Source organism: Shewanella woodyi ATCC 51908 (genome assembly GCF_000019525.1).
Lineage (GTDB): Bacteria > Pseudomonadota > Gammaproteobacteria > Enterobacterales > Shewanellaceae > Shewanella > Shewanella woodyi.
This window is the reverse complement of sequence record NC_010506.1, coordinates 1,880,843-1,906,333: the sequence shown is the minus strand read 5'-3', so window position 1 is coordinate 1,906,333 and position 25,491 is coordinate 1,880,843. Positions and strand designations below refer to the sequence as shown.

Sequence of the window (25,491 nt, the reverse complement as noted above, 5' to 3'; positions counted from 1 at the left end):
TCTTGCAAACTGGCTTGACAAAAAGTATGTAATTTAATTAAAGCGCATCATTAGGCGGCATTTGACTCGCTATCAGCTCTGATATCCAGCCTAACGTTAGTTGTAATTCCAACGCCTTGTAGCAGCTCTCTTGCACTAATAGGACCATCAACATCACGAGTAATATGAAGTTGGTTGGCCTGTTCTGCTCCAATATATTGATTAAATATCTCCGTGACAGCGTCCACTAACTCTAGATGTTCAACGCAAGTTCCATCATGCCCATTTCTAGCTTCTAGCTCTTTATCGATACGAATTTTTTCGAGTCGTTCTGCACTGATTTCATTCGTTTTAGCCTGAAAATAGGTTGCCACTCCCCCAATCGCTAATGCACCACGCTTATGACACGTCTTGACTAACAGACGAGAGTAGACACTTAAAAACGACTCTCCCACGGTAAACATCTGTTTATCAGTCGATAACTCATCACTATGGTTTCGGCCAGTATTAATGTAACTAAAGTCTGAATCCCAGCGTCCACAATTAAGCGCCACGATATTGGATCTCAGCTCAAATAAGATCTCATCCATCTCAAAAACAGCTGGCAAAGTTTCAATCAAACAAGTGCATTTGATGGTGCCAGGCTGTAAGCAGAAACGCTCCTCAACAAAAGCAAAAACCTTAGCCCACCATTTTGCTTCTAGATGGCTTTCCATTTTAGGCAAATAAAAATAGGGACCACTGCCCTTAGCTAATAACTGTCGATAGTTATTATAAAAGTAGAGAGCAAAATCGAATAAAGCAGCTGGAATAGCGGCTTCATCAAACTCAAGATGATGTTCAACCATATGTAGGCCACGAACTCGGCAGAACAGCACGGCAGGAGCATCATTTAACAGATAATATTTACCAGTCTCTGGTGAGGTGAACTCAATCTCCCCACGCACAGCACCTCGTAAGTTAACTTGCTTCTCAATCAACTCATTCCAGCTCGATGCAGGTGACTCCTCTAAATCAGCCACAAACACGTTTGCATTCGAGTTTAATCCATTAATGAGCATCAATGGATCAACAGAACCGGCAATCTCCACTCTTCTATTAATGAGGTCTGCAGGGATCCCTCTAACTTGCCAATTCCCCTCTCTAACGGCTTTAGTTTGAGGTAAAAAATCCAGAGTGCCGCCTGCATCATACTTGGCTTGTTGGCTTTTTCTATTCTCTAATAACTCAGAAACTTCAGCAGCAAACTGACGACACAAACTAGAGAGCAGGCTCAGTGCCCCCTCGTTTAACACCTTATCCTGACCATCAACAACTTCACCATTAACCTTAAGCCTCTCCTGCGTCTTATTGGTTTCAACTGGAGCACTGATATAACCTGCTTGTAGATGAGCTGCGACATCACAATTTGCATCGAGTCCAAGCTGAGCCACGTCCATAGCTCCCTGCTGTGCATTATGTATCACTTCTTGCGCCATTCGCTCTTCTCCAAAAAATAGGGTTGCTGACCTCTTACGCTTTTCCATTACATATTACATAAGCAATAAGCAAAGCTATAAAAGCCAAAGAAAAGGCCAAAACCTAAACATGTCAGTTTTAGTTCGTTAAACTGTATTTTGAACAAAAGCTACTGACATTTCTTTCTATTTGCAAGCGAGTGAAATGACTTAAGACAGAGAAAAATTAGGTAATAGAATGTAGTAAAATGGTTGCGAACACTCACAAAAATAACAATAAGACAATGATTAAATTGATATTTATTATATAAACCCAAACAAAAACATTACTTAATCAGTAATTTGTCAGACAAATTTACCAAAACAACAATCATGAAAATTATTACGTAATTAAATTAGATAAAGTAAACTTAATGATACACAACTTAAGTCTATTATTCGAATAGGCAATATTCCTTTCCGTTTTGAACTAACCAGTTAGTAAACAGCATAAAAACATAATTTTCAGATGGTTATCTAATTAGCAATACAAGCCGAGTTTAAACAAGCGTTTCAATATTACCTTTACGTAAACTAGAGGAAAAACAAAACAACCCATTAACATATGGCCAGTTGTGTTTGTCGATCAACATAGAAAATTGATTTGGTTTTCTTAAAAAAAATAAAGAAAAATAATAAAAAATGAATTTAGTTTCGATGAAAAGCCACTCTTTCAAAAGTGGCTAATACCTTCAGAGGAGGTGAATGGGTGGAAAGGATGAGGTGCTCATGCTCAATAAACTTCGCTCTTTACTTATTCCGGAGTATAAACAGAGACACGCTCTCTAGCTTGCTGTTTAGATTGATACATGGCGATATCTGCACGTTGCAGTATAGGGTCGAGACTTAAATCTTTTTCTGTACTAGTTGAAATACCGAAACGGGCACTAATGGTAAACTCATGGCCTGAATAGCGAGTATCAATGGCCAAAACCCGTGCTTTACATTTTTCGGCTACCTCTCTTGCTACACTTTCACTGGTGTTTGGCATAAAGATAGCAAACTCTTCACCACCAAAACGGGTAAATATATCACTACTGCGGCACTCTTTATTGACCACTTCACAGACCTTCTTAAGCACCCAGTCTCCCATTGCATGACCATAGTTATTATTCACCCTCTTGAAATCGTCCAGATCAAACAAAATTACACTAAAATCTGTGCCCGACATAGAGTCTTTAATATATCTGTTTTCAGCTAAGTTCTGTCCAGTTCCTCGATTAAAGATGCCAGTTAATACATCAAATTGCGCTAGCCTCATATATTTACGTTTCTGTAGCGTCATATTAATAGCAAACAGGGTCAATACCACTAAGCAGCCACAGATCAGAATAAGCATCATACGTTCGTTATTGCGTTGGGATTCAGCTAGTTCGGCTTTTGCGGTATAAAGCTCACGGTCTTTATTGAGGTAACGTATCTGATGCTCTTTCTCTAGGTAATCAAGCTTTGTCGTCTCAAAAGCAATGACTGCGTTATGGTTTCTGTCTAATATTTTCTCACGGTATTGCTGGTGAAGCTTTAGGTGTACCAAAGCTTTATCTGTCATTCCCAGTTTTTCATTAATCTCAGAAAGTGACTTATAGACTAATAAAATCACCTCCTCTTCCTTTACTTTCAAAGCTGCCTCTAATGCATTATTAATATAGATTAAAGCCAGCTTATTATTGTTTTCAGCTCTCTCTATTTCCGATAATAATATATAAGCTCTTGCGATATCTAGTAAATAAGGGATCTCTGTTGATAGTGTGATCGCTTCATCTATTTTCTTTCTAGCATTATTGAAATCTTTTAAATAAAACAAAATCTTCGCTTGACCTAATAGGGAAGAACTCATGATCATCTTCTCATTAGCGATAGCACAATACCTATAAAGATCGCCATAAAGAGATTGTATTTGTAAAAATCTAGCTTCATCATCACCGTAAGCAACATGAATACTGTCGACATAACTATACAAGGCAAAACACTGGTTTCTTGCCGATTTCATCTTATCAATTTTTGAAAATAGTGCTCGGCTATATTTGAGCGCTTCCTCATGTAGCTCTATTTTCCCAAATATTCCAGCAGCGACAATATATCCATGAACTTTCGCCTCTATGTCATCAACATCGGCTAGAAGAGGCAATAATTGATGTAACGTTTTCAAAGCATCAGCATAATAATCGAAGTGAGAATAAATATTAGTCAGTAAAGTCATCATACTTATACGATATTTTGCATTTTTCTCACTAAATGGCTTTGCTAGCTGTGTAATTAAGGGACCAGAGGCTCCCAAGTAATCTCCAGATAATGCATATGAGTGGGACTGGAGCAGAGTAAAGCGGTATTGCTGCTCCCGGTTCATCACATCAAACTTTGGTGAGAGAGTTAATAACTGATTTGAAACAACCTCAGGAGACTGAGAACGAATTAGCTCTAATGAACTTAGCGACTCATCTATAGTTTCTCTATTGATTTGACTATTATGATGAGCAGTGTGTGTAGAGTAATCAGCCATCACACTAGCTGGACAAACTACCCATACAATCAAACTAAAATTAAAAAGTTTATGAAGATTACGGCCTAAAAAAGCGACTAACAATGGCCAATATTGTCTTACAAACTCCCCTGGCTTTAACCGCATGCTATAACGAAACGAGATATCAAAAGTCATACTATTTTTGAGCACAATATTGGGCATCTAAAGCTCTATTTTTAATCACTTTTCATGAATGATAATCTCAGTTTACAAAGTACATCTATCTGGTAGCTTTCTTTAAGTGTCAATATCATTAGAATTTAATCCCGCTCTCTGCCTTGCTCTTTAGATTGATACATTGCGATATCAGCACGTTGCAATATAGGGTCGAGACTTAAATCTTTCTCTGTACTGGTTGCAACGCCGAAACTGGCACTAATGGTAAACTCATGACCCGAATATCGAGTATCAATCGCCAAAATCCGAGCTTTACACTTTACCGCGACCTCTCTTGCCACACTTTCACTGGTGTTCGGCATAAAGAGAACAAACTCTTCACCACCAAAACGGGTAAATATATCACTACTGCGGCACTCTTTGCTGACCACTTCGCAGACTTTCTTAAGTACCCAGTCTCCCATTGCATGACCGTAGTTATCATTTACACTCTTAAAGCGATCCAGATCAAACAAGACCACACTAAAATCTATCCCCGACATAGAGTCTTTAATATATCTGTTTTCAGCTAAATTCTGTCCAGTCCCTCGATTAAATATGCCAGTTAACGCATCAAATTGGGCTAACCTCATATATTTACGCTTCTGTAGGGTCATATTAATAGCGAACAGGGTCAATACCACTAAGCTGCCACAGATAAGCAGAAACATCATTCGTTCATTATTGCGCTGAGATTCGGTTAGTTCAGCTTTTGCGGTATAAAGCTCACGGTCTTTATTAAGGTAACGGATCTGTCGTTCCTTCTCTAGGTAATCAAGCTTTGTCGTCTCGAAAGCAATGATTTTACTTTGAATTTCGCCTAATATTTTCTCATGATGCTGCTGGTAAAGCTTTAGGTACTCTAATGCTTTCTCACTCTCACCAAGTTCTTCGCTCAATTTAGCAAGTGGCTTATACACTTTAGAAAGCAATTTACTATCACCAAGTGTTAAAGAGATATCTAAAGCTTTTTTAAGTTCTACGAGCCCAGCCTGATACAAGCTTTCTGAAATATCAATTCGAGCTAGCGTCAGATACCCTTCTGCAATATCGTGTGGATAAGGTATTGATATCGACAAATCTAATCCATGCTTAGCCAACTCTCTTGCTTCTAAAAAAGCTCTTCTTTTGATTAGCATATTTGACTGCCCTAAAGCCGACACTGCCATTATCATTTTCTCATTGGCAGTGTTACATAATTCATATGCATTCGCATATAAACTCTCGACTTTGGACCACAAACTGGGTGAAGAACCATAAACTCCCAAAAAGCTCTCCGCATAATTAAATGCCACAAAGCATTTATGTCGTGGAGATACAATTTCATCGAATTTACTATAAAGAACATTCGCATATGACAAAGCTTCATTTCTCATTCTTAATTCACCAAATAGCTCTATTGCCAAACGATAGCCAATAACTTCACTTTCAATATCATTTACTTCACTTAATAAAGGAAGCAGTTGATGAAGAGTTTTTAACGCATCAGAAAAATAATTGTAGTGCGAGTAACTGTTTGCGAGTAAAGATAAAGTACGAGCTTTATAATGTTTAAGATGAATGGGGAATTCATTTTTCAGCTGTTGATTTAAGAGTTGGAATGCATCATTAGGTTTACCAGCAATGCCGTACGAATGCGCTTGAAGAAGAACGTAACGATATCGCTGCTCTAAGCTCATTTTGTTAATTAACTTTTTTATATCTTTTAATGAATCAGATACAAATTGAGGAGATTGCGTCCGCTTTAATTCAAGTGTAACAAGCTTATCATTCAATGATGCTTCATCAAATGATTCCGCCACAACTCCTCCAGAAAAATTAATTACATATAGAAATAAAAAAATTGATTTATTTAATCCAACATGTTTACTTCTAAAGCTTCTCAGCAGCTTGTGAGAAAAAATCAAATTGCATAAAAGAATGGTTTTGGCAACCAAAAATACAAGAGAACCCTCCCCATTTTTCTTATTCATTTTGAACCCACTTAGCTAATAATTAACCAACAAACGACTTTCAAAGCTTCTCCCAGAGCTTTTTAATCGTTATTACTTATTTTTTGGGGACATAATGTGCTTTCTATAAGCTTTTTTGTCTCCAGTCAGATCACTTAGGCTTTTCTCATCACCTAAACGCATCGCTTCCTTCTCCTCTTCACTTAAACCCGCCTCCTCCATCACTTGTTCAGGGTTTTCAAGGTATCTGGCTTTAAGATCGGCATCTGAACTTAGTTTCTCTAAAAAATCATTTAAATTTGACATTAATTACATCCTTTTATGTTGTGACTGTTATGTTTATTGTATTTAATCTAACACCTAGCATTTATCCCTAATCTATATCACTTGTATGCTTAGCCTAAATCCACTTCAGTTATCCCAAGCTTACCCAATATGGCATGATTGACCTCGAGCTTACTAGAGGGGGGGATCAATAAAGTACTAATTGATGTAAGACGTGCAAAAGGTAAGTCTCTTAAGAGCAGCTTATCCACCCTAGCTTGGTGTATCGGTAAAGTTGGCGCTTCATAAATAGTAATTTCATGCTCCAGTGGATACCACTCATTTAACTGCTCGACTAAAATCTGCAAACGATCCGATGAGGTATGGAACTCAGTCAATGTGTGCTCACCAGCTATGCCTATCTGCCAAAGTAACAGGTGGGTCGTCGGATCTGGAGTATGTTTATAAAACATAAATTGGCTAGCTTCGAAACTTTGATGGCCAGACTGACCAGGATCTATGCCTAAATCAGCCCATAAACAAGCTTCAGCAGAGATACCTGGCTCCATTTTAGCGCTATAACCTTCATCAAGTGCTTGTGCAATGGCAAAGTGAGAAACACAGGCAAATACACCAGGATGACCATAAAGGGCACATACGACCCTCTTGCCTGCCCGCACTTGTTCCAAAATAGCCTCCACCATCTGATCGTAAGTATCACGACGATTTTTTATCTCATCTCCCTGAGCATAAAATGGTTGTAGACTGCGAACATCATTATTAAGCGTTTCTAACCAGCGCTGAGCAAAGCCATCAGGCACAAGAGAGAAAACAACATCAGCATTCTCTATATAACTTTTACTCAGCACGCTTATCTGGCCAGCTAGATTTAAGCCGGTACCAACGCAAACTAAGCTTCCATTAACTTCCCTAACCCCAGATGACAAGCAGCTATCCTCAATTGTAATTTTACCAGCTACCATACCCATAGCTAAACTTAAGCTGGGAGTAAATAGCTTTATCTCTTATGTAATAGATGCTTACCTAGCACAAAACTAGAGTAAAGCTTCAGGATTACATTCTCATAACTTTCCAGATACTTTGCAAGCGGTTATTGATTCTGTGACATGAGTGCATTCCAGCAGCAAATTTAAATTTAAATGCTTTAATTCAAATCATTAGTTAAACATTTAAAAGTAAGCTTCCTATCGACTATACTTTTCTCCTACAAAAACCTATTCAAAAATAGGCATTTTGGCTGACACTTTCGCCACATTATCCACCAATAACGAAGTCTATGTGGAAAGTTAAGGAACAAAAAAGGCCTGATACTGTCTCATCTATACTCGAACAGTGACTTAAAAACTAAACTGACAAATAAGCCAGATACGATCCAATTTACTCAAATCAAATACTTTTCGTTAACCAGTGCAAGGATAACCCTTGTCAGCATAGGGACAGCTTGGGTATGATGACCAGCAGATTTTTAGGAAGTAGCGTATTCAATGACAATTAAAAAGAAAAGTCTTACCCTTTTGGGCGCTGCTGCGCTCTCGTTATCCATGACTGGATGTGGTGTATTTGACTGGTTGATCTATAAACCAGATATCCCCCAGGGTAACTATATGGAGACTCAACAGGTAGAAAAACTACGTGTGGAAATGACCAAAGAGCAGGTTGAATATATTCTTGGGCGCCCAGTGCTACGAGATAGCTTCGCCGACGACACTTGGTACTATGTTTACCATTATAAAAGTGGTCGCGATGCCAGTATTACTCATAAAGAGCTGATCATCCATTTTGATAATGACCAGTTAACTAAAGTTGTTGGTGATTATGAATTATCAGAGGAGTTCAATACACCTCTGGAGCAGAGTCGACTCCCTGATGCACCGCTCATCGAAGAGGTAGAACAGATCGACCCTTTAATTCCCGAGCAGCGTCCTGACGCAAAGCCTCTTGTTGAAGAGAATGATCCCGAAGCTCAGGCCAGTAAAAAGTTCGAATAATCGCTAAAAACAGATCTAATAAAAAGGGGCTAATTCCATAGGAATTAGCCCCTTTTTAATTCATTTATTGGTTAAATCTTTGCACCTGTGATCTTGTTGATCCGCCCTTCATCTTTCGCTTTTTCAGCTCGCTTACGACGTACATCTTTAGGGTCGGCTATCAAGGGCCGGTAAATTTCTACTCTCTGTCCAGGAACCAATACTTCCGAATGTTTCACCAAGCGACTAAAAATCCCAAGTTTTACCTTTTCAAGATCAATTTCCGGAAAAAAATTAACCATCTCGCTCAGCTCAACAGCTTCAATACAGGTCGTCCCCGGTGCCACTTTAACCTGAACTCGTTTTTGCTGAGTAGGCAAAGCATAGATCACTTCAACTGAAAAATTCTCTTGCTCTATATTCATTAATACTTCTCTTAAACGCTCTGCAACATGAGCCTATTGCTCACTATAGATAACTTTTGCTCGGCCAGTAAAAGCCGTTACCATAGAGGTCATAAGGTCATTAAATATTTTACCGAAAGCCATATCAACTAAGCTGCTGGAAAATTCGAAATTGAGTTCGAAATCAATTTTACAGGCATCTTCGGTTAACTCAGTAAAGCGCCACTCACCAATAAGATGTTTAAAAGGGCCATTTTCAAGGGCCAACTGAATACTCTTACCAGGCACAATCTGATTTCTAGTGGTAAAGGTTTTGCTGATCCCAGCTTTAGATACATCCACAGATGCAAGCATAGTGCTTCCATCAAACTCTAACACTTTCCCACCTACACAGCCTGGTAAAAACTCTTTGTAGGACTCTACATCGTTGACTATTTCATACATCTGCATTGCACTAAAGCGTACTAACACACTGCGGGATATCTGGGGCATTTGACTCTATTACCTAAACTGTCATCTAGAAATATAGATGCGCTATCACTTTTCATTGATCTTAACACGAACCTAGAAAAACGTATATTTTCGCCCTCTTCGCCCAAACCTTTATACTGTATTGGTATTAAGCTGTTTGAACAAAAAGTCATCAGATCCAGCATTATTCCACAAAAATAAAAAATTAATCGATAACAGGAATTCCAAAAACTCTCTCTCTGAGTATAATAGCCAGCCTATGGCTAAGAAAAATGCAAAAAAATCAAAAAACTCCTCCGCATCTATCGCACGTAATAAACGCGCGACATTCGACTACAAGTTCGAAGAGAAGATGGAAGCAGGTCTATCCCTAATGGGATGGGAAGTTAAGTCTATTCGTATGGGCAAGGTCAACTTGTCTGAAAGCTATGTATTTATGAGAGAGGGCGAAGCCTTCCTTTTCGGATGTACCATAGCCCCACTGAATACCGCGTCCACCCATGTTGTTTGTGATCCTATGCGTTCACGCAAACTACTACTCAAACGCAAAGAGTTAGATAAGCTACAAGGACTGGTTGACCGTAAAGGCTACTCTATTGTCCCTATCTCGATGTATTGGCAAAAAGGTGCATGGGTAAAAATAGAGATAGGTCTTGGTAAAGGTAAGAAAGAGCACGATAAGCGTGATGATACCAAAGACCGAGAGTGGCAGATCGAAAAAGCCCGAACCATGAAAAAAGCGGTTCAGCAGTAGTAAATAACACATATGTATGTAAGAACGTACGTATAACGAACAAACGGTTGCCAATGCGATTTTTATCCTTGTTAAAGCAAGAGTTGTCGCGTTACAATCAAATTGTACTTGGGGGCGATTCTGGATTCGACAAGATTCTCGAAACCCTGGGAGCATGCCGAGGGGCGGTTGGCCTCGTAAAAAGCCGCACAGTTATAGTTGCAAACGACGATAACTACGCTCTAGCAGCTTAGGCTAGCTAGCCATCTTGCTCACGTTTCTCAAATGGGCAGAGTATTAAGATGGTCACCTTTACATTTGATAGCGAGGGAACCACGTTCAGGGGTGAACCGCGAAACAGTACTGAACTCGCCAATTGCAATCCTGTCTTTCGGAGTGTACTTGGTTAACCAAAAGAGAGACTAAGCATGTAGCGCCTTGGATGTAGGTGTTTTGGACGCGGGTTCGAGCCCCGCCGCCTCCACCAATTACAAGAAGGCCCCATCACGAAAGTGTTGGGGCCTTTTTATTGGTTGCGATGTGGGCGAAAAGCCTCGTTAGGGTTTCCCCATAATTCAGTGACCTAATTTAGTCTTAATCGAATATCAAGTTGCTCTATACTGATACCCTCTTTGCGGTATGGCTCCATCGCCTTCGGTGAAATAATAAATTCACCTAAAATTGAATCATCTTCCGTTGTAATAGAAACAGAACTGCCATCGGACAATCTGATATTGATCCCCCAGTCGTAGGTGAGAATCTCATCTGACAAAGTTAAATTGCTAGCTTTATCTCCAACTGCAAATCGGCAGCTAAGACTCAAAACCTCTATGGTTTCGATAACGGCACTGTTATTTTCAGACATTTTTATCTCTGAACACGGGCCGACAGAGTTATTATGTTCACTGTATTCAATTTCACCAGGTTTCTGCAACAATCTAAATTTAGGTAGATGAAAATCATGCCCATCAGGACTGGTATGCCACTCATTACTCATCTCGATAAAACCTGGACTCCCCCTAAAATAGAGAGGAGAGAGACTGCTCCCGCAGCCTTGACTAAGATGTAAGCTTGCAGATTGAGTGATTAAGTTAACTTCTAAACCTACCAACATCTGCAATGTTTCAATGGACTTACCATCTAACTCATATTCGATCTCTGTCATCATATCTTCCCGACTAACGCTTTGAGCTTTTTAGTTTTAGCTGAAACTACAATTTAAATAACATAGCACTGTGACATAGATATGACTTAAAGAGTTCACACAAATCATTATGGTTACAAAAATTAACAACTGCATCAATTGTTTATACATAAATTAATTGTCATTAATGTGATTGACTCGCTTGCTTTGACTGCACTAACTTGATAGTCGATCTTACGTTTGAGGCCTTTCGCCTAACTGCTGATTTTCACGATAATCAACTTACCTCAGACAGACCTAAGAAATGACAACTTCCCTACGCCCTTTGCAGTTTAAGGAATAACAAAAATGAGAAACTTAGAACTTTTTAATACAGCCTCTGTCGATCACCTACTCTGGTCAACCGACAATGACATCACTCAACTCAATTCACCTGCACTCTCTATATTTACTGATTTCGACCACTCCCAGCCTATGGTCATCGACTCTCAAACCAGCGCAGTCAAAACCTCTGAGATCATGGAGAAGACCCATGCTTTTATGCGCCTAGTCGTCGATGGAAAAAATAGGTTCTTAGGGGTGATCACTAAACATCAATTATTGCATCGTAAAATGGTAAAAATGGCCAACAAGTTTAATAGCAATCTGGATGAACTGCTGGTCACAGATATGATGGTGCCAAGAGAAGAGCTGCAATCACTGGACTATGAACAACTAACATCGGCCAAGGTCAGTGATGTTGTCAGATCATTACAGGAGAATGGTCTACACCATATTCTGGTTATTGACCACCAGCAGCACCATATCAGAGGGTTAATCTCGGCAAACGATGTAGCCCGTAAACTTAAAGTACCAATTAATATCGAGCAGCCGCCTTCATTTATGCATATTTTTAAAGCCGCTATTTAACTATTCTCAAGCACAAAAAAACCACCCAATGGTGGTTTTTACACTCTAGTCTTCAAGCAATATAAACATACTACTCAGCTTGAGCCGCACACCTAGAGTGCCCCGCTAGCACAAGTAAACCTGCAAAGATCCCCAAGTTCTTAATGAAGTTTTGCATCTCATGAGCAGCTTCTACTCCCCCATAGTTCCAAAAATCATGCAAAGACACATTAATGACTAACACCAAACCAGCTAGCATCAAGGAAACAATGAAAGTATATCGATTCAATATCAGTGCAATAGCCGCAGATATTTGAAACACACCCGCTATGGCTAACAGCTGTGGGATCATCACCATATTATGCTTGGCCATCAAGGTGATATGCATCTCCCAGCTGACAAACTTCATAATCCCTGGTAACAAAAAGTAGAGCGCCAGTAACACTCTACCACTCGTTAATAACGCAGCGTTTAAGGCTATCTTATCTTTCATATCATCGACCCTCATGACCCATTAGATACTTTTACCATTGAGGGTAAGCACAACATCAATATTACCTTTAACAGCATTTGAGTAAGGACATACTTGATGAGCTGTCTTAACGATCTCTACAGCTTGTGCTTCAAGCAGTTCAAGCGTGATAGATAATGCCGCGGTTAACTCAAACCCTCCCTCCTCTTTAGCACCAATTGCCACTGTAGCGGTAACCGGCGCCTCGGTTAATGGCACTTTTACCTCTCGAGCCACATGTAATATGGCATTAGAGAAACAGGCGCTATAGCCTGCCGCAAATAGCTGCTCAGGATTGGTTGCTTCCCCACTCCCACCCATCTCTTTAGGGTAGCTTAATGCAAGCGACAATAAACCATCATCACTTGATACTTTACCGTTTCTTCCTGCACTGGCAGTCGCATTTGTTTCATATAGTTTCTTCATCTTCAACTCCATATTTTAATTCCTAAGCACAACAATTAAATTGCGCGCAACTTAATTACCACTAGAGTACAAAAAATATTAATTGCGCGCAAGTTAGTTTACATAGGCGAGGAGTCAAAATGATTACTCATCTATCTCGTTTGAGCATCGATGGTACAAAGCGTCACATTTAACAGCTTGTATATTTAGAACTTTGTTAGATAATCTCTGTAAATATCCTAAAACAAATAATACCAATCAGTATAAGAAGTTGATCTACTCAGAGTGTCTTTTGGCAAACTAATTCAAGGCGAATGAATGATAGAATGGTTGTTCCCTTATGAGTTCATTCAACGCAGAAGTAGGCAGCCAAAAACACTCCCTACAGGCGAGTTTTAGCGGTGCTGATGCTGTGTTAACGAGCTAAACCGTAGAATAACTATGCTCTTCACTCGTTGCAAACCACATGGATGTGGTGAATGTCATTAATGCACGACTATATGGATATAGGAGGTAGGGCGGAGCAGGATGCCAGAGCCGAGGAGCAATTAAGGACCTTGCCTCAGGACCGCTAAACTCTCGCTGAGCGATCAAATCTTTATACTGATTGGTATAAGGAGCTAAACTTGATGAATATTTGCCACTTAAGGTCTATTTCGTTATTCAGTTCTCTCCTTCTTTGCTCTCAAGTCTATGGTGGACAATGGCACCTTCAGCTTGATAATGACATTATCTTTGGCAGTGATGGCAACTACACCAATGGCATGATTTTAGGCTGGGAAAGCGCTGCACAAGATAGGAGGAGTGAACTTCCGACTCCTCTCCAATGGCAAAGGCTTTTTCTATTTAACCAACAGGAGGGAGAGATAGCTTGGGGAGCTAAATTTAACCAAAGGATGTGGACGCCAGCGGAGATTGAGGTTGCAACTCCTCAGCCAGATGACCGCCCCTATGCAGGACTGCTGACTATTGAAAGTCATACAGCCCATTATGGAGTGAATTTATCTCAGAAAAACTGGCTCTCTCTTGGTGTTATGGGCCCCTTATCAGGAGCTCAGCAGGTTCAAGAGTTCGTCCACAAGTTCACTGACTCCTCACCTCCCTTGGGCTGGCAATATCAAGTTGAAAACCAAGTAACGATACAGCTAGCCTATGAAGTCGATGCCTTGATGTTAAGAAGAGATGCATTTAATCATGCTCTTACAGGCAAGACACAATGGGAGCTGAGTGGATTTAGTCACACTCAGGCTGGTAATTTTAGAAGTGAAAATGAACTAGGGGTTCTGTTTCGTTGGGGGAATGATCTAGAACACTCTTTTGGCCGCCTAAGCCAACATAGTGGTCATCTGGGCAACCTCACCTCCGTTAAAGGTTTCAGTAATTTCATATTCTATAGTAGAGCTTTTGTAGGCTATAGATTCAATGATTTAAGCTTAGAGGGCTCGCTCCCTTATGATTCCCACCTCATGTTAGAACACCTACAATATGGGGTTAAGAGCGGTATTATTTGGTCACACTCCAACGGTTCCGTATCTTGGAGCTTTAACTCCTACAGTCAGGAGTATCAAAATGATAAACAAAGCTGGCATGGGTATGGTTCACTGACCTTCAGTTGGAACCTGTAGCGAACGACTCCTTACATTGATGTGTGAAAGCAATATTTAGCTTTGCTCACGGGATTCATTAAGCGTATTAAAGAACTTGTACAGGCATTCAAGTATTGCCCCAAGCTCTTTATTAACGAGCTCACCCTGCCCCTGACTAGCTTCCAACTTAGTTGATGTTTCATCGGCAAGCGCAATTAGTTGTTTCTCTTGATCTTCCTCTAATCCTAAGCCAAACAACATCCCCTCAAGCTCAGTTAACATCCCTCTCATCACACCTTGAGAGCTCTCTTCATGAGTGATTAATCGCTCTGATGTCTGTTGGATCTGCTTTTCTGTCATTGAGATAACTTGGGTAAATATCTCCTGCCTCTGCTCCAACATTTTTGCCCGTGCCGCTAAATTAGCTAGCTGCACATTGGCAATATCCATCAATACCGCCAAGTGATCCCTTAATCTGCCACAACGTTTCTCATCATCTAGCGGCATATCTTTAATCAATAATACAATGTGGGGATCTCTAATTATTGTTCTAATACCGATGCTTAATATCCGTTCATTGTGGTATACAAAGCGAGTTAATAGCTCTGCTTCTATACTCTCTTTTTTACAACCGACAAAAACAACATCCCCAGTGTCTACTCGAGAAACCGCATGCATACCAAAATTAAGCAAAATATTGTTCATCGCCAAACCAACGTCTTCTGCACGTTCAATTGACTGCACATCTTTGATAAATTGAACCACTTGACCAAGCTCACTACTTACCGTCATCGCCTCCATCGCAATGGCCATCGCCTCAGATGCAGAGTCTTTTGCATGACTTATTTCAAGATGCTGGCTTAAACATACTCCTACCTTCTCATGTAACTCTTCAGGCTCCGCTGGCTTAGTAATATACTCATCAGCTCCCGCTTCATAGCCAGTCAATCGCTCCTCAACAGTATCCAATCCAGAAACAAATATAATCGGAAGGTGCGCCGTTACAATCTCCCTTCTAAGGGCTACGCAGACTTCAAAACCTGACATTCCCGGCATATCGACATCAAGAAGAACTAAATCAGGAATACTCACATCGATTATCGCAAGGCACTCTTCACCACTCTCAGCTTCAGAAATGTCATATTTATCTTCAAGTATCCCTCTTAGCATCAATCGACTTACAGCAGTGTCATCCACAACCAGTATTCTTGCAGCCTGCTTCATAACCGCCTTCCTCTATAGCTTGAGAGTATTAATACATTGAAATATCGGTTAATAATGAGCATTATCCGAGAGTAATAAGGTTAACCAGCTTCAATCTTCTTTGATATCCAGCTCACTTTTAGCTTGAACAACACAATTTCTGCCTTGCTCTTTTGCTAGATACACGGCCTGATCTGCTCGTGCAAGAAGGTGTTCGAATGTTTCGCCATCAGGATCTAATTCCGCAATACCAAAACTCGCTGTAACAGAGATACCTTCCGGAATAAGTTGCTCTATCAAACTCCTTAACTGCTCGGCTTTATCATCGGCATCCAAGATAGAACAATCATCGAGTAATACGACAAACTCCTCCCCCCCGAATCGCGCCACAACATCCTCTTTACGACTACCGCTAGATAACACGCTCGCAACAGCCCTAAGCACGGTATCTCCAGCTTGATGTCCAAACTTATCATTGACCAACTTGAAGTAATCAATATCAATCATCATCAAGGAGAGTGTTCCCCCATGACGCTTAATTCTCGCAACTTTACTATTGGCAGCTTCAATCAGATAGTGACGATTAAACAAAGAGGTGAGTTGATCATGCAAAGCCATACTTCGCAAAGTATCACTCTGCTGCTTCAATATGACTTGTGTCCCGACTCTAGCAGTTACAATCGCGGGACGAATGGGTTTAGTAATATAATCTACAGCTCCTAACTGTAACCCTAGCTCCTCATCCTCATCACTGTCCTTTCCTGTAACAAACATAATAGGAATATCTTTCGTTGAAGAGTTATCTTTTAGCTGGCGGCAGACGTCGTAACCATCCATATCAGGCATTATCACATCGAGCAGTATTAGATCAGGAACAGGCTCACTTTCAGCCAGCTCTAGACAACGCTTGCCATTCATTGCCACCTTTAAGTTATAGGTTTTTTGCAGACAGCCAGCTAATAACTCAATATTAGTACGAGTATCATCGACTAGCAGAATGGTTGCTTTATCACTCATGAACGAGAGGCCTCCCCTCTGCTGAGTTCGATTTTAGCCAATCGAACTTTTAACTCTTTAAGGGCGGTAATTGCGGCAGGGTAATCATAATCAGTTAGCAGTAATAGAAGGTGATCAAATTCAGACTGTAAAATTTTATCGATACTCGCACTCTCAAGCCCTATGAACTCCTCAATATTGATATAACTCCCTTGCGCCAACAGTTTATCAAGCTGATCTAAGAGCCCATTAACCCGCTCCTGAGATAACAACTCTTTTTTAATGACCTCTGTTTCAGGCTTTTGCTGAAATTCATCGATCACCAGCTTTAACTCTTGGTACGCAACCACAAGCGCTGGATGCTCAGTTTTTGCCTTAGTTAGATCCCCCTCTTTTGCGGCAAATTCAATAATCGCGGCTTGCTCTTTAAGAAGCTCCCCTCCAACATTAGCGGCAACACCTTTCACAGTATGCGAAACCTGTCTTATCGCATCTAAATCTTCAGCCTTAATGGCATGATTAAGCGCCTCCATTCTAGAAGGCATATCTTCATTAAACAGATGAAGTATCGAGTTAAAAAGCGCCTCCTTGCCCATAGCACGCTTCATCAGTCCATCCCTGTCCCATAATCTATTTCTTTCTGTCATCTTATTATCAATTATAGAAGCCGATTGAGTATCATGAGCAGTATTTGACTCTTTCTTAGCTGGGGTTCTCAGATGCCCAGCTCCACGGGAGCTTGAAGTGGTTTTCGCCTCTAAGGCTGGGCTATTGTGTTCACCTGTAGTGTTAAGCCATTGGTTTAATTTAAAGTAGATCTTCTCTGGCTCTATCGGCTTTGCCAAATAGTCATCCATACCCGAATCGAGGCATTTCTCTTTATCTCCCATCATGGCATTCGCCGTCATCGCAATAATGGGGATCTGTTTATACCTGTCACCCGCTTCTCCCCTGCGTATTGCTCTCGACGCTTCATAGCCATCCATTTCTGGCATTTGGCAATCCATCAGAACTAAAGAGTATGGAGGATCCTCTGCATTAAGCAGCATATGAATAGCTTGAACTCCATTGTCTGCAACATCTACTGACACCTTAAAATCTTCTAAAACCCCTGTTGCAACAAGCTGGTTAACATAATTATCTTCTACCAGTAAGATTCGTACTTTTGAGGAAAACTCCTGAGGCCCGGTATCATCGTTATGGACTAATGTCTGCAGATAGTGATGTGTGATCAACGGGTGCGCCTTGAGTAAAGCCTCACCATCTTCGGAGATAACTGAGAGTGCATCAAAAAGATCAGAGGTGGTTGTGGGCTTAGGAAAATAAGCACTAAAACCGAGATCGGCAAAAAATTTCGCATCACCGATTTGAGACATTGAGGTCATCATCACTAGTTTTATTGATTTGAATCTGTCATCAAATTTTAACCGCCGCCCCAACTCAGCCCCATCAATATCTGCCATCTGCATATCTAGAAATGCGACATCAAACTGGGATTGCTCAAGGTTTTCATCTCTATAAGCACAAAGCTCTAACGCTTTAACTGCATTAGATGCACCTTCAACATTTGCCCCCCAAATCAATAGCTGCTCGATAATAACGTCTCTGTTGGTTTCATTATCGTCAACAACGAGTAAGTTCAACTCTTCAATATTCGCACTAGGAACAACCAATTGAGAGTTAATACTTTTACCTAAGTAAATAGTAAACTCAACACGTGTCCCTTTGCCGACTTCACTGGTTATGCTGACATCTCCTCCCATTAACTGACAGATTTTTTGCACAATGGCTAAACCTAAACCTGTACCACCATATTTACGGGTAGTCGATGCATCAACCTGACTAAAGGAGTCAAAAAGAGATGAGATCTTATCAGCAGCAATCCCTATTCCAGTGTCTGTAATCACACACCAAAAACACCATTCGTCACCGCTATCACGAAGTCCAGCTTCAATCAGCACCTCACCTTTACTGGTGAATTTTATCGCATTGCCCACGAGATTTGTCAGTGCTTGACGAAGCCGGCTAGGATCCCCCGTCACCATAGAGTGTTCTATCCCTTTAAGGTCTAATACCAACTCCAGACTCTTATTCTGTGCCTGAAAGGCCATCCCTTCAGCAAACTCACCAAGCATTCCTCGCAAGTTAAAGTCCAAATTTTCCAACTCTAATTTACCAGCATCAATTTTCGAATAATCAAGAATATCGTTGATTAAAGTCAAAAGAGATTTTGCACTGGACTGAGCAATACTGACCCTACGCTTTTGGTAGTCTGTTAACTGGGTATTATTGAGTAAGCCTAGCATCCCCAATACACCATTCATGGGAGTGCGAATTTCATGACTCATACTGGCTAAAAATTCACTCTTTGCTTTAACAGCAAGATCTGCCTCCTCTTTAGCCAAAATGAGCTCATTCTGGGTTTTCATTCGCTTACTGATATCATGGAAACTCCAAACCCTCCCCAACAGCCCCTCATCAGATTTCATAGGCAAAGAAACACGCTCATATATTCTGCCATCAGTTAGTTCTAAGATATCGAAACCTTCAAAGTCGGGTTCACTATAAAGGCTTGCAATCCTCTCAATAACCCCTTGATAGTCTAAAATTTTGTCCCTATTTTTAAGCTCAAACTCTCTATGATCCAACCCCGTTTTCACTTCGATATCCCATAGTGCAGCATAGCTTTCATTAAACTGTAAAATTTTACCGTCCAAACTTGTCACTAAAATACCGTTATCAGTTGATTCAAGCATGGAGTGCATTAAAGAGAGGGCTTCTTTTGTTTTTATCTCTGCAAGCTTTCTGGTGGTAATATCGGTGCGAATAGCGATATAGCTTTCAGGTTTACCTTCAGCATTGGTAAATGGCACTATGGTGGTATCTACCCAATAGTAACTCCCATCCTTAGCCCGATTACAGATCTCTGCATTCCAAACCTCTCCTTTAGAGATCACACTGTACATCTGGATAAAAAACGATCTTGGATGACGCCCAGAGTTCAGCAGGCGATGATTTTTTCCGATCAACTCCTCCTCTTGGTAACCGCTTATCTCAGAGAAGCGACGATTAATATAGGTAATATTTCCTTTCAGATCTGTCACTGCAACAATTGCATGCTGGTCTAAAGCAAATTTTTGATCTTCTAGATTATTTAATGCTGCTTGGGCTTGAGAGTTAGCCAAAAAGAGTGAGTCCTCATAGGAGCTTTTTGTCAGTAACATCTCGTTGAATGCATCAACCAAATGAGAGATCTCATTATTATTATCAATATGAATAGGCTTAACACGTCCACCTTTAGCAACATCAAGGCTAGTTCTAGCTAACTGCTTAATGGGCTCAGTTATCTTTCTAGCAACAAAAATAGCTGATAACACAACAACAAAGGTTGTTAATAAGAGCATTAGTAAGGTCATTTTTGCAAGCCAGCTAATCTCTCCTAATGCCTCATCTCTATCCACTTCGCTGACCAGTAGCCAATCAACATTGGCTAGCTTCACCACCTGGTGTAACCCTATCACCAATTTATTATCAGGCCCCATGTACTCAAATGCAGACAGGTTGATGTTAAATTTCTCATCTGACTCAGAAACAACAGCTGATGATTTTTCAGCTCTATTTGCTAACCAAGCTTTGAACTGCGCCGTATCAATTGACTTGATGGTGACCTCATTCCAGTTATCTCGAATAGGTGAAAGCAGCAAACCATTTTCATCAACAAGGTAATGAGTTAACGAACTGCCCTCCTTTACCGATAAGTTCAAAGATTTCAGAATGCGTTCAAACTGCAGTTGAATTGCAAATATACCAACAGTTTTTCCAAACTCATTAAACATGGATAAGGTGATGAAACTTGAGATGGGGTTGTCTGAGATCTGATAATGCTCAATACTGGAAAAGCTCACTTCTCCCGTGTTTAGCGAGTCCTGAGCACTGGCTGAGAAATGGCTATATCTAAGTGCAGGACTAAAAATATTTTCACCAAGATCAGCATTCTTTTCAACGGAATAGAGTATGTTTCCATCAGTATCGATAAGATAGATATCATTAATATAGTCATACTGTTCAACTAAAGTGACAAGATGCTCTTGGTACCTATCCACCCTCCCTTGCCAATCACTGCTCTTGACATAGTGAGCAAGTGGTTGCTCACTCAAGACTACTCCAGAGCTCAAAGACTGCAGCATTGCTGACATCTGTGTCGATTCTGCTTCCACTTTTAAATCCTGCAGGCGTAAATTAAACCAACTTTGAATAGCCTGAGTCGTAAAACTCGATGATTGAGTTAACTCATCTTCTGCTGCGTTCATCAAACTCTGTTTAGCTTGCTCATAACTAAACCAAGAGACACCAATCAGCGGAATAAGCGAAAGCGCGAGGAACCACAAGGTAAAACTCAAACTGAGTGAGTGATATTTTTTTTTACTGAGATTAACTTGCTTGGCCGAGATCTCATCCATACAGATTCAATACCTAAGATAGTTAGTAACTATAATCGTTCACTCTCAACACGATCTGCATAGTTCACCAAATAGAGATTTGATTCATTAATGAGCTTAGTAGAGGAGTAAAAATTTTCCACATTTCCTCTATTTAACATCTCTTTATCACACACAGATAAGAGCTTAAGCTTAAGGCTTTATGATAGTTCCTTACATTACTCAGCCTTACACCCCCACAAAACAGTCAAAACCACCATTATTTACAACCAACACAGAATAAATAACTAACCAAACTTGCCTTTTAAAAATATATCTGATTAAACTTCACTCGAAACATTTACAAAACACAAAACAAACAAAATAAATACAAATGTAAATAACACCTTGAGGATAAATCAATGAATACAAAAAAAGCATTGAGCGCCATTGCTGTCACAGCAGCACTAATCAGTAGTTCCGCTTATGCCGATGGCATAAATGCAACACTCGAGATGAGCCAGCAGGACTATAAAAGCAGTGATAATGTCGTTGTAAAAGTCACATTAACCAATGAAGAACATATTCCAGTAAAAGTATTAAAGTGGTATACGGCTGCAGATGGCGTAGAGGAAGCACTGTTTAAAGTCACAGCTAATGGTGAAGAGCGAGCATACTTAGGCGCACACTACAAACGTCAAGCACCAACAAAAAATGACTACATCAAGTTAAAATCAGGCGAGAGTATCTCCTATGACGTAGAGTTATCTTCTCTTTATGATATGAGCTCAACAGCAGAGTATGAGATCAGTTACGATGTCAGTTCATTGCAGCTCTTTGCTCCTAATCCAGGGCAAGCTAAAAAACTAGCACGTTTGGGAGTTGAGGGTATACATTCCCAGCCGACAAGTTTCTACCTTGAGGGACGTGAACTAAAACAAGGCACAAAAAAGGGTAAACCGGGTGGAGGAGATGGTGGTGGAGAAGTGGATGGTGTCACCTTTACAGGTCGCTGTAGTAACTCACAAAAAACTGACATTCTGGCAGGTTTAGATGCCGCAAAAGGTATGTCAGCTGATGCCAACCAGCACCTGAACGGTAATAACTCAAGCTCAACGCGCTACAACACTTGGTTTGGTAATTACAGCTCATCTCGCTGGAACACTGTCAGCAATAACTTCAGCAAAATAGACAGTGCGCTTAACAACGAACCATTGACTATTGACTGTAGCTGTAAGAAGAGGTACTTCGCTTATGTCTACCCAACTCAACCCTATAAAATTTATATGTGCCGTGCTTTTTGGTCGGCTCCTACCACAGGAACAGACTCTAAAGGTGGTACAATCATCCATGAGATGAGTCACTTTAATGTAGTCGCCGGCACTGATGATATCGTTTACGGTCAAAGTGGTGCCAAAGCGTTAGCAATAAGCGATCCTGCGCAAGCGATTCAAAATGCAGATAGTCACGAATACTTCGCGGAAAATACACCAAACTTAAATTAAGTTACACTCAAGTTTACTTGTCTTTGGGCAGAGCTTTCTGCCCTTTTTTAACCGCAGAGCCTAATATGAAAAAAGTGATCATTTTAATGCTGGCGGCTTCATCTCTCTACCTGTCACCACTACCAGCCAAAGCAGGAGCGATCATGTTCCCTCAATGCAAGCTCTCACAGCATGGTAATGAGGCAAAGCTCCTCTTTACCCTCCATAATCCAAGCGAGCAACCTTGGAAGTTTCTCCAATGGAAAACACCATTCGACGCTTGGTTCAGTGAGTTTATACACATCACGCATAAAGGAGTTCAAATTCCCTATGAAGGTGCATTGATGAAAAGAGGAGAACCTAACAAAGAGGACTACTTAATTCTCAAAGCAGGAGAGAACGTTCAGGTTGAGCTAGAACTAGCTCAAGCTTTTAGATTGAATAACGGAGAATACACAGTCGAGATATCCCCCATCTTGCTCACTCCTTTAACAAAAAGTCAGCTTGAAAACAGCAGTCTTGAACTCACATGCCCAAAAATACGGATTAACTTAATAAACAGACATGAAAAACACCTATAGCAGATGCATTGATGTCAATCTGCAACTTGGCTTGCAGTATGCGAATGCCCGCATAACCAAAAACAACAAAAAATATAACCACATGTATTTAAAGTAAAAAATTATTGGCACAAACCCTGCTATCCATTAGTCACTTAGGTTAATGGATTAAGGAAGCCCAATGAGAAATATAAAAAATCTGATATTGATCACGAGTGGAATCTTACTTTACCAAGGCAACAGTTGGGCTACGGAGTTTGAGGAGTGTCCCACTCAAGCCTTTATCATACAAACTCCTTCATCAGCCCCCAAAGCATATTCAGTAGAACTATCAACAGGTAGCTATGTAGAATCCTCTGCCGATATGGGAACCACGAAATCCTATAATGGTGTTGGATTTAACTACCATGATAACTATATCTATGGTTGGGATTATCAAAGTGCCACACTAGGAAAAACAGGTAGTGACTACCAAATTAATCCACTATCCGTCACGAAAGATGCTGATGCAGCTGCAGCAGGAAACTTCTTTGTCGGTGATATCGCCATTGATGAGAATGTTTGGTATGGGTATAAGAAAAACAAAGGCTTATTTACCATTCCTCTAGATGATCCCAATAATTACACCATGACCTTAGTCAGTGGCAGTAAAGCCAATGCGAGTTACAATATTACCGACTTTGCGTTCCATCCAACCGATGGTTATATCTATGCTGTCAGTAATGGTTCCAATGGTAATTTACTGCAGATTGATCCAGTCACCGCAGCCTCAACTAACCTAGGCACAGTTCTGGTCTCCTCTGGTTCAAACTTCACCTTTGGGGCGCAGTTTTTTGATCTTAACGGCACACTCTATATCAGTAACAATAGCGACGGTAAAATCTATCGTGTCGACATGAGTGGTGCAGAGCCTAGCGGAGAGCTTTTCGCTTATGGTCCCTCTTCTTCAAGTAACGACGGCGCACGCTGCGCCCTTGCTGATATACCTGTAGGTGATAGTGTCGATTTTGGTGACGCCCCTGACAGCTATAAAACCTTGATGTCCTCAAACGGTGCACGACACTCAATTATCGATGACTTTTATCTTGGCTCCGGTGTCGATAATGAGTCCAGTGGATACCCTACCCCCTTATCCGACGACAGCAGTGATGGCAACGATGATGAAGATGGTGTGAGCTTTCCTACCGGCTTTGAGCTAGGTGAGTCAGCCGTCATTCTAGTAACAGCTACTGGTTCTGGCGGTTATCTCAATGCTTGGTTCGACTGGAATGGTAATGGTGTGTTCGATGATGACGAGCGAGCTATCAGCGGCCAGGCACTTTCCCCAGGCAGTAACACCGTAAATTTAGATGTACCAACTTGGGGTAAAGCGGGACAAACATGGGCTAGATTTCGCTATAGCAGCTTAGCAGATATTGGTCCAACAGGCGGCGTGGGGGATGGTGAGGTTGAAGATTATCCAGTTACCGTCACCGAAGCTCAAGTCACCATAAATTACTATCCCTCATCTTCAGGATACACCTCTGTCGCTTATGAAGATCTCTACCCAGATCAGGAAGATTATGACATGAACGATGTCATCTTTAACCTCAGACTGATTGAGTATATCAAGAGTGGCCAAGTGATCAGGGTGGAGTTTGAGGCTAAGTTAGCCGCAATGGGGGCAGCCTATCATAACGGCTTTGCCATTCAACTTCATGATATCGCCATGGGCAATATAAAAGAGAATGCAATCGAGTGGAGTATCGATGAGGTCGCTCAAAGCACGTCGCCACTTGAATCAGGGCAGACTAATGCCGTGCTCATCTTCACCCAAGATCTCTGGGATCATATTAGCTTAGCGACAGGTTGTAACTACCTGAGAACTGAGGCTGGCTGTGGGACAACCTACCGCACTACATGGAAGATGCGAGTGCCTTTTGAAAATGCTGTGGCAGTTGAGGATATGCCGGAGTTCCCCTACGACCCATTCATCTTTGCAACTCCAGGTACCGATCATGGCTTAGCAGCCAAGAATGTGGTTGGTGAACTGCCCGGACGTAAACTTGAAATTCACCTGAAAAATAAAGCGCCGACCGATAAGTTTTCCACCGCCTACTTTGGTGCAAGAGAAGACAGATCAGATCCAGCTTCTGGGCAGTACTTCCTTAATGAAAATGGGATGAGCTGGGCATTAGAGATCCCTGAAACTTGGCAACACCCAGCAGAGAGGCAAAGGCTAGATGTTACCTACCCAGAGTTTCTCGATTTTGCGGCAGATAGTACAGGCGATACCAATAAAAATTGGTACCAAAATGCCAATTCACAATTGATCTTCCAAGATTAATCCTGA

The 25,491-nt window shown here is 40.9% G+C and carries 19 protein-coding genes, 1 other RNA gene and 1 pseudogene; 8 read left to right on the top strand and 13 right to left on the bottom strand.

The annotated features are described in order from the left end of the window. Positions 1 to 77: 77 nt before the first annotated feature. The 5 genes and pseudogenes from SWOO_RS07775 to SWOO_RS07755 form a co-directional block, all read right to left on the bottom strand. Positions 78 to 1,418: pseudogene (locus SWOO_RS07775) on the bottom strand (malate synthase); the annotation flags it as partial. Between the two features lie 811 nt (positions 1,419 to 2,229). After that, entirely contained in the window at positions 2,230 to 4,158 is a 1,929-nt protein-coding gene (locus tag SWOO_RS25470) for a tetratricopeptide repeat-containing diguanylate cyclase (RefSeq protein ID WP_012324161.1), read from the bottom strand. Between the two features lie 98 nt (positions 4,159 to 4,256). Continuing rightward, entirely contained in the window at positions 4,257 to 6,125 is a 1,869-nt protein-coding gene (locus SWOO_RS25465) for a GGDEF domain-containing protein (protein WP_012324160.1), read from the bottom strand. A gap of 72 nt (positions 6,126 to 6,197) precedes the next feature. Next, complete coding sequence (locus SWOO_RS07760) at positions 6,198 to 6,410, bottom strand: hypothetical protein (RefSeq protein ID WP_012324159.1); 213 nt, start codon at positions 6,408 to 6,410, stop codon at positions 6,198 to 6,200. A gap of 89 nt (positions 6,411 to 6,499) precedes the next feature. Continuing rightward, the gene (locus SWOO_RS07755; protein WP_012324158.1) at positions 6,500 to 7,357 is read right to left on the bottom strand and encodes an SAM-dependent methyltransferase; all 858 of its coding nucleotides are present in this window, start codon (positions 7,355 to 7,357) and stop codon (positions 6,500 to 6,502) included. Between the two features lie 516 nt (positions 7,358 to 7,873). On the opposite strand from SWOO_RS07755, the gene SWOO_RS07750 reads away from it, so the two are divergent. Continuing rightward, complete coding sequence (locus SWOO_RS07750) at positions 7,874 to 8,377, top strand: outer membrane protein assembly factor BamE (RefSeq protein ID WP_012324157.1); 504 nt, start codon at positions 7,874 to 7,876, stop codon at positions 8,375 to 8,377. A gap of 71 nt (positions 8,378 to 8,448) precedes the next feature. On the opposite strand, the gene SWOO_RS07745 is transcribed toward SWOO_RS07750, so the two are convergent. Both SWOO_RS07745 and SWOO_RS07740 read right to left on the bottom strand, forming a co-directional pair. Beyond that, positions 8,449 to 8,781 carry an RnfH family protein gene (locus SWOO_RS07745; RefSeq protein ID WP_012324156.1) on the bottom strand — a complete coding sequence of 111 codons (333 nt, stop codon included), beginning with the start codon at positions 8,779 to 8,781 and terminating at the stop codon, positions 8,449 to 8,451. 33 nt (positions 8,782 to 8,814) lie between these two features. Continuing rightward, entirely contained in the window at positions 8,815 to 9,252 is a 438-nt protein-coding gene (locus SWOO_RS07740) for a ubiquinone-binding protein (protein WP_012324155.1), read from the bottom strand. 238 nt (positions 9,253 to 9,490) lie between these two features. Between SWOO_RS07740 and smpB the strand changes: the two genes are divergently transcribed. Then, complete coding sequence (smpB, locus tag SWOO_RS07735) at positions 9,491 to 9,985, top strand: SsrA-binding protein SmpB (protein WP_012324154.1); 495 nt, start codon at positions 9,491 to 9,493, stop codon at positions 9,983 to 9,985. Between the two features lie 110 nt (positions 9,986 to 10,095). Next, positions 10,096 to 10,451: a transfer-messenger RNA gene (ssrA, locus tag SWOO_RS25885) on the top strand. Positions 10,452 to 10,547: 96 nt separating this feature from the next. On the opposite strand, the gene SWOO_RS07725 is transcribed toward ssrA, so the two are convergent. Continuing rightward, complete coding sequence (locus SWOO_RS07725) at positions 10,548 to 11,132, bottom strand: hypothetical protein (RefSeq protein ID WP_012324153.1); 585 nt, start codon at positions 11,130 to 11,132, stop codon at positions 10,548 to 10,550. A gap of 324 nt (positions 11,133 to 11,456) precedes the next feature. Between SWOO_RS07725 and SWOO_RS07720 the strand changes: the two genes are divergently transcribed. Beyond that, positions 11,457 to 12,017, top strand: coding sequence for a CBS domain-containing protein (locus SWOO_RS07720; protein WP_012324152.1), 561 nt, complete (start codon positions 11,457 to 11,459; stop codon positions 12,015 to 12,017). Positions 12,018 to 12,087: 70 nt separating this feature from the next. Here SWOO_RS07720 and SWOO_RS07715 read toward each other — a convergent pair whose 3' ends face one another. Together SWOO_RS07715 and SWOO_RS07710 are read right to left on the bottom strand one after the other, a co-directional pair. Further along, positions 12,088 to 12,489, bottom strand: a complete 402-nt coding sequence (locus tag SWOO_RS07715) for a DoxX family protein (RefSeq protein ID WP_041418033.1) — start codon at positions 12,487 to 12,489, stop codon at positions 12,088 to 12,090. 21 nt (positions 12,490 to 12,510) lie between these two features. Next, entirely contained in the window at positions 12,511 to 12,933 is a 423-nt protein-coding gene (locus SWOO_RS07710) for an organic hydroperoxide resistance protein (RefSeq protein ID WP_012324150.1), read from the bottom strand. 608 nt (positions 12,934 to 13,541) lie between these two features. Here SWOO_RS07710 and SWOO_RS07705 point away from each other — a divergent pair. Next, the gene (locus SWOO_RS07705; protein WP_012324149.1) at positions 13,542 to 14,537 is read left to right on the top strand and encodes a lipid A deacylase LpxR family protein; all 996 of its coding nucleotides are present in this window, start codon (positions 13,542 to 13,544) and stop codon (positions 14,535 to 14,537) included. A 36-nt stretch (positions 14,538 to 14,573) separates the two neighbouring features. Here SWOO_RS07705 and SWOO_RS07700 read toward each other — a convergent pair whose 3' ends face one another. The 3 genes from SWOO_RS07700 to SWOO_RS07690 form a co-directional block, all read right to left on the bottom strand. Next, on the bottom strand, positions 14,574 to 15,722 hold the full coding sequence (locus SWOO_RS07700) for a response regulator (RefSeq protein ID WP_012324148.1): 1,149 nt from the start codon (positions 15,720 to 15,722) through the stop codon (positions 14,574 to 14,576). A 90-nt stretch (positions 15,723 to 15,812) separates the two neighbouring features. After that, a complete protein-coding gene (locus SWOO_RS07695) occupies positions 15,813 to 16,718 on the bottom strand; it encodes a diguanylate cyclase (RefSeq protein WP_012324147.1) in 906 nt (301 codons plus the stop codon). Beyond that, entirely contained in the window at positions 16,715 to 21,157 is a 4,443-nt protein-coding gene (locus SWOO_RS07690) for a response regulator (protein WP_012324146.1), read from the bottom strand. Before SWOO_RS07690 ends, SWOO_RS07695 begins: the two co-directional genes overlap by 4 nt. Before the next feature lie 380 nt (positions 21,158 to 21,537). Between SWOO_RS07690 and SWOO_RS07685 the strand changes: the two genes are divergently transcribed. The 3 genes from SWOO_RS07685 (at position 21,538) to SWOO_RS07675 (ending at position 25,485) form a co-directional block, all read left to right on the top strand. Further along, positions 21,538 to 22,620, top strand: coding sequence for a M35 family metallo-endopeptidase (locus SWOO_RS07685; RefSeq protein WP_012324145.1), 1,083 nt, complete (start codon positions 21,538 to 21,540; stop codon positions 22,618 to 22,620). 65 nt (positions 22,621 to 22,685) lie between these two features. Further along, positions 22,686 to 23,180: a hypothetical protein gene (locus SWOO_RS07680; RefSeq protein WP_012324144.1), complete on the top strand. Its 495-nt coding sequence runs from the start codon at positions 22,686 to 22,688 to the stop codon at positions 23,178 to 23,180. Positions 23,181 to 23,340: 160 nt separating this feature from the next. Then, positions 23,341 to 25,485 carry an LruC domain-containing protein gene (locus SWOO_RS07675; RefSeq protein ID WP_012324143.1) on the top strand — a complete coding sequence of 715 codons (2,145 nt, stop codon included), beginning with the start codon at positions 23,341 to 23,343 and terminating at the stop codon, positions 25,483 to 25,485. Positions 25,486 to 25,491 lie beyond the last annotated feature (6 nt).